Annotated in this window: 8 protein-coding genes and 1 other RNA gene; 4 read left to right on the top strand and 5 right to left on the bottom strand. The window is 43.6% G+C overall.

Annotation, left to right across the window (positions count from 1 at the left end):
- Positions 1-30: 30 nt before the first annotated feature.
- Positions 31-392, top strand: a transfer-messenger RNA (tmRNA) gene (ssrA, locus tag LG368_RS06625).
- Between the two features lie 173 nt (positions 393-565).
- On the opposite strand, the gene LG368_RS06630 is transcribed toward ssrA, so the two are convergent.
- The 3 genes from LG368_RS06630 to LG368_RS06640 all read right to left on the bottom strand — a co-directional run bounded on the left by LG368_RS06630 (position 566) and on the right by LG368_RS06640 (position 2036).
- The gene (locus LG368_RS06630; RefSeq protein ID WP_226753946.1) at positions 566-847 is read right to left on the bottom strand and encodes a helix-turn-helix domain-containing protein; all 282 of its coding nucleotides are present in this window, start codon (positions 845-847) and stop codon (positions 566-568) included.
- Entirely contained in the window at positions 840-1196 is a 357-nt protein-coding gene (locus LG368_RS06635) for a type II toxin-antitoxin system RelE/ParE family toxin (protein ID WP_226753947.1), read from the bottom strand. The genes LG368_RS06630 and LG368_RS06635 overlap by 8 nt, the downstream gene beginning before the upstream one ends.
- 381 nt (positions 1197-1577) lie before the next feature.
- Positions 1578-2036: an Lrp/AsnC family transcriptional regulator gene (locus LG368_RS06640; protein WP_226753948.1), complete on the bottom strand. Its 459-nt coding sequence runs from the start codon at positions 2034-2036 to the stop codon at positions 1578-1580.
- Between the two features lie 144 nt (positions 2037-2180).
- Here LG368_RS06640 and LG368_RS06645 point away from each other — a divergent pair, with 144 nt between their 5' ends.
- A complete protein-coding gene (locus tag LG368_RS06645; protein ID WP_226753949.1) occupies positions 2181-3158 on the top strand; it encodes a hypothetical protein in 978 nt (325 codons plus the stop codon).
- A 104-nt stretch (positions 3159-3262) separates the two neighbouring features.
- Positions 3263-3550 carry a hypothetical protein gene (locus LG368_RS06650; RefSeq protein ID WP_226753950.1) on the top strand — a complete coding sequence of 96 codons (288 nt, stop codon included), beginning with the start codon at positions 3263-3265 and terminating at the stop codon, positions 3548-3550.
- A gap of 108 nt (positions 3551-3658) precedes the next feature.
- Here the strand turns inward: LG368_RS06650 and LG368_RS06655 are convergent, their stop codons facing one another.
- A complete protein-coding gene (locus LG368_RS06655; protein ID WP_226753951.1) occupies positions 3659-5050 on the bottom strand; it encodes an L-cystine transporter in 1392 nt (463 codons plus the stop codon).
- A gap of 403 nt (positions 5051-5453) precedes the next feature.
- Here LG368_RS06655 and LG368_RS06660 point away from each other — a divergent pair, with 403 nt between their 5' ends.
- Positions 5454-5681 (top strand): hypothetical protein, encoded by a 228-nt coding sequence (locus tag LG368_RS06660; protein ID WP_226753952.1) that lies wholly within the window; start codon positions 5454-5456, stop codon positions 5679-5681.
- Here the strand turns inward: LG368_RS06660 and LG368_RS06665 are convergent.
- On the bottom strand, positions 5678-6000 hold a 323-nt coding region (locus LG368_RS06665; RefSeq protein WP_226753953.1), incomplete at its 5' end, for an IS66 family transposase. The genes LG368_RS06660 and LG368_RS06665 overlap by 4 nt on opposite strands.

The following is a 6000-nucleotide window of genomic DNA, read 5'->3' on the forward strand; positions in this document are numbered from 1 at the left end:
AATATTTCCGTTAGTATTACGCAACTTATTGGGGACGACATGGTTTCGACGTCGGTTACAAACCCAAAGGTGCATGTCGAGAGTGATGCGTGATCTCGTAAATCCCCCGCATCAATTTAATAGTCGCAAACGACGAAAACTACGCTTTAGCAGCCTAAACCGCTGCTAGTGTGCTGCCCTCAGGTTGCTTGTAGCCAGAGACTCTGCAGTATCATAAATTACAAGATGCTAACTGATGCCCCGCCTAGGGATAAGGTTCTAAGACTAAGTAGGCTCGCCATTAACACCCTGTCCTTCGGGCGGTTCGTGGTCAAATAATTGAAGTGACTATGCATGTAGAGCCGATGGCAGCGGACTGACGGACGCGGGTTCGATCCCCGCCGTCTCCACCAAACATCTTAAAAACCACCCTTTTGGGTGGTTTTTTTTTGCCTCAAACCCTTGTTTTCACTGGCTTACAGCCCTATTCTCGCTTTTAGAGGGGTTCAATAAGTTTCTATTAGTTTCGCTGATGCCCCTATTTTTTGGGGGTATTTCAGCAAACCAAAAACGGTCATCTGTTACTTTAGCTTAAATCCAGTCGAAGCGTTTTACCCAGCGCCTTAGCCGCATTATCCAAGGTGTGAAGGGTAATGGATGTGTTGTTGGGGTCTAGCAGTCGATCAAGTGCGGCACGGCTGGTGTTCATTAGTTGCGCCATTTTGGTTTTAGTGAGGTGTTCTGTTTCAATTTTCTGTTGGATTTCCCATGCGATCACACGCTTAATGGCGACAGCATTCGTTTCCGCTAACACGCCTGTTTCTTCTAAAAAGTCATCAAATGATGAACCTATGTGTGTATTAGCCATGCTCTACCTCCCGTTGGCGTTTTTTGCCTAGCTCTAAATCTGACTTTGATGTCTTTTGTGTTTTTTTAATGAAGCCATGAAGTAACACCAAACGCTCATCATGAAAACAGAACAAAACACGGGCAATACGGCCACCGCCTAAAGTGGTTCTGACTTCCCATAATCCGTCCCCCATGGAGCGACAAACAGGCATACCAATTGGCCAACCATATTCCACTAATTTAATATCCTGCCCGATTACGCTTCTGTCTTCCTTGGGCAACGACAACAACCACTCACGTAAAGGCTCGTTACCCGAGATCGACCGATAAAAACACGCAGACACTTTCTTTCGACTTTGATTTTCCATAATCATTTGTACCATAAATGATACGATAGAAGCTATCGTGTTCTAAATAATTGCGCACCTTCCGTACGCATTGAGCGAAAAATATACTCATGGAACAAATAAAACTAATACGAACACATTAGCTGAATGGGGGCATAAACAGAAACATTAAAAATATTATCTTTAAATAACAAAAGCTTAGATATAAGTTCGAGTGCCGCCGTACCACCAAACATTGAAAGGCCACCTGATTAGGTGGCCTTTTTTTATACCTAAACCCTTGTATTTACTGGAAATGTTACACCTGTCGTATATGATTTAGGGAAAGCTGGAACTGATTTTTCTTTATTAAATATATTCACCTCTCTTTTATCTACAATAACACACCCAGCTGTGACTGAGCTAAAGAGCGATTGCCGTACTGCTTTTTACGGTTCTTAATGACACTGAGGTGTGAAACTTTCGTACATTAACATCAGTGTGGATAACTCGATCCACAAACGTTTCATAGGCTTCCATGTTGGGCACAGTGACGATCACCATAAAATCGTAAGTACCAGTAATTTGATAGCAATGCATGACTTCTGGAGCTTTACTGATGGCAAGTTTAAAGCCATCGTAGACATCTTTTCGATCTCTCTCCATTTCTACCGATACCAGTAAGGTTAGCTTGTTACCACAGACTTCAGGGTTGACTAACGACACATCAGCAACGATGACGTTGCTGTCTCGCAAGCGCTTAACTCGTTTGTGACAAGCTGGTGGCGATAGCCCCACTTCCTCTGCCAGCTCAATATTGGCAATACGATTGTTGCGTTGCAAAATGTTGAGTATCTTTTTGTCTATCTTGTCTAATTCCATATATTTCTCAATATGATTATATTTCGATGAAATATTTCTTAAAACGCCAAAATTAGAAATTTATATTGATTGATAGCTCGAAATTAAGCGACATATTTTTCCAGAAGTACATAAAATTTTCGCCATTCTTACTGGAGTAGAAAAATGCAAATACACATAAAACGCTGGACAAAACAATTATTTCATGGCCTGTTCAGGGAGATTTTTGATGTCACCTGGACGCTGTATAAAATCATGGTGCCGATGATCATAGTGATTAAAGTGGTAGAAGAGTTGGGCGGCATTGAGCTACTGAGTCTATGGCTGGGGCCTGTGATGTCGATCGTCGGTTTGCCCAGTGAAATGGGCTTGGTGTGGGCCACAACCCTGGTGACCAATATGTACGCTGGATTGGTGGTGTTTATGAGCCTAGATACCGAATTGACCGTCGCTCAGGTCTCCGTGCTGAGCATTCTATTGTTGCTGGCGCATTCTCTGCCTGTCGAAGTCGCGGTGGCGAAAAGAGCTGGCGTAGGCATTGTCGCGACACTGACGATTCGCCTTGGTGGTGGTTTACTCATGGGGTGGCTGCTGCACCAGTATTATCACCATTTTGGTGTGTTAAACACGCCCACAGAAGTGGTATGGAGACCTGAATCCAAGGTCGATGCCAGCTATTTGGTTTGGGCAATTGAGCAGGTAAAAAGCTTGGTGATGATCTTCGTGGTGATTGCTGTGCTGATGACGTTTTTGCGCTTACTGAAACTGCTTGGTATCGAAAAACTCATGGGCATTGTACTGCGTCCTATTTTATCTGTGTTGGGCATCAGCCGTGAAGCGACCAACTTAACCATAGTAGGCATCACTCTAGGCATGTCTTTTGGTGGTGGTTTATTGATCAACGAAGCCAAGCGCGGACACATCACACCACGGGACATCTTTATCGCCATGATGCTGCTTAATTTAATGCACAGCATGATAGAAGATACCTTATTGGTATTATTAATTGGCGCCAACTTCACCACTGTATTCTGGGGGCGCATTGTGTTTTCGATTGTGGTGATCGCTATTCTAGCCTTTGTTGTCAAACGCATGGACGAAACCCGCTGCCAGAAATACTTGTATTCGAAAGTAGAGACATGACAGACAGGCAAATAGTCTAAAAGAAAGCGCGTGAATGGTTATACTGATAATATGTTTCATACATCACAATAGATGTTGTTGTTGCAGGGTATTTGAAGGGGGCTATGACCATTCGAGCGTTTAAACCCAGCAAAAAAGAAAAAATCGGGCGGCTTTCGGCCTTGGCACTGTTTAACGATCCACTGAGTGCATCGCAGCAGTTAGCAGAAGGATTTGACTTCGCCGTCATTGGGCGCATTACTCAACCTAAAACACCCTCAATGCCAAAAAATCAAAAGATTTGCACAACGAGTCGCGTTTTCTATCGATCCAAGGTTGGCAACAAAATAGCAGTGACTGCTCCCCTAACTTTCAAGTTCTCAGCTAATAGCATAGGCACCCACGATCGATAAGTAAAAATAAGAGCATCAGTAGCTGTGTATAAATAAGAAAACAGCTTCTACAACCAATAAAACCACCCTAGGGTGGTTTTATGACAACAACATAATAGTACTTAGTGTTTAACTGTTTTTTAGCTCAAGTTCTGGCGCTTCATCTTGCTCGAACACATTAGCATCCGTATGGCCGAGCCATTTTGATGTAATCGTTCCTGCGGTCATCGCGCCGTTCACATTGACGGCTGTACGCCCCATGTCTATCAAGGGTTCGATAGAGATCAGTAGACCGGCTAAAGCAACCGGCATATCCAGCGCAGACAAAACGATCAAGGCTGCAAAGGTTGCTCCCCCACCAATACCCGCAATACCAAACGAACTGATGGTAACGATCGCCATTAGAGAAATAATAAAGCTCGGATCCAATGGGTTAATACCGACCGTAGGAGCAATCATCACCGCCAGCATGGCAGGATACAAACCCGCACAGCCATTTTGCCCCATCGTGGCACCAAAAGACGCAGAGAAGTTTGACTCTCCTTCGCCGTTACCCAGACGCTTCACTTGAGTATCAATGTTCAGTGGAATGGTGCCAGCACTAGAGCGAGAGGTAAACGCAAACAACAATACTGGCAGAACTTTTTTAAAGTAGCGAAGCGGTGAAATACCGTTAAACGCCAGCAAACATAGGTGCATCACAAGAATCAGTGCCAACCCTACATAAGACGCCATCACAAAGTTAAGCAAGGTCAAGATGTCAGAAACATTGGATCCCGCAACCACTTTTGTCATCAAAGCAAGAATACCGTATGGCGTCAGGCTTAATACCATGCGAACCAAGGTTCTAACGATAGATTGAGCAACATCCACAAAGCGCTCAAACATTGCCCCTAATTCGGGTTCAGCACGAGCGACTGTTACGCCGGCCACACCAACAAAAGCAGAAAAAATCACTACAGCAATCGTCGACGTTGGACGGCTCCCCGCTAAATCTGCAAAAGGATTACCCGGAAAGAAAGACGTGATCATGTCAGCAAAGGAAACATTGGCCAAGCCGTCCAAACGCGTTTCCAAAGCAGCACCGCGCGCCATTTCTCGCGCACCCTGTACAATACCGTCGGCAGACAGACCAAATAAGTTACTAACAAAAACACCAATAAGGGCCGACACCGCAGTGGTTGCTAGCAAGATACCAATAATGCCACCAGACATTTTGCCCAAAGAGCCCGTATCTTTGACCTTAATAATAGCGCCAATAATCGACACTAAAATAAGCGGCATAATGATCATTTTTAACAAGCTGACATAGCCGTACCCAACAATGTTAACGTACTCTAATGTCGCAGTCGCTTCAGCACTACCAACACCATAGATAAATTGCAACGCAGCACCAAAAGCAACGCCCAAGCCTAAACCGGTAAACACCTGAGTGGACAGCGTCTTTTTCGCTTTTTGTAACTTGAATAACACAACAATCAACAGAGCAAACACCGCTAAGTTAATAATGGGATACAACATGGAAAAATAACCTTAAGAATTGAGCCATAGAACACCAATTTCCAGCTTATCTGAGTACAAATAAACAGACAGAATCGATCAATGGCGGCCATATTAACAAGACACTGACTAAATGGATAAGAAGGAAAAGTCATTAACTTATATAAGAAAAACGAATAAATAAAAAATCTTCTTTAAAGAGATGTATATTCAGATAATAAGTACACCACTCATAGTTAAGTAGGCGGCGAGAGATCAACTGCCTATAAGTGGTATTCCAACGTTATCATCTGAATTTGTGCTTAAGTTCTAGACAATTAATACCAAATCTGTATAGATTTTATAGAAATATAACATTTCTATTATGAATCTAATCAGCTTAAGATCGCGCTCTATCGCTAACCCAAATTACATCGAGCCACTTATGTCAGCCAACACCTATCACGAGCCTGTGAGCATCAGCAAGAAACTGATTTTTTTGATTGCTACGGCCGTCTCAGCCACTGCGGCGAACCTTTATTATAACCAACCTATTTTGCCGCTGATTGGTCAGGATTTAGCGCTAAGTGACTTATTGCTCGGTGCTATACCTGCCGCTACGCAACTTGGCTATACGGCGGCTTTATGTAAGCGTCAGAGCATCACCACCTAGATAGATCGGACGTTCCATGGCAGCAGGTCATCAAGACTTTCGTTGGTCTGTCGTTTCGGTAATTCTTCGAAGAGTGTCACTAAGTAATCATACGGGATTAGCCCATTGGCTTTAGCGGTTTCGATGATGCTGTAAAGTATCGCACTCGACTTGGCTCCATTACCTGTATTAGCAAACAACCAGTTTTTACGCCCGATTACGAAGGGTTTGATGGCTCTTTCAGCTCGGTTGTTGTCGATGTTAATTTGCCCATTCTGAAGATAAACCGTGAGTTTCTCCCATTGATTCAGATTGTATTGAATCGCTTTTCCAAGCAAGG

The organism is Marinomonas algarum (genome assembly GCF_020532605.1).
In the GTDB taxonomy this organism is placed as follows: Bacteria; Pseudomonadota; Gammaproteobacteria; order Pseudomonadales; family Marinomonadaceae; genus Marinomonas; species Marinomonas algarum.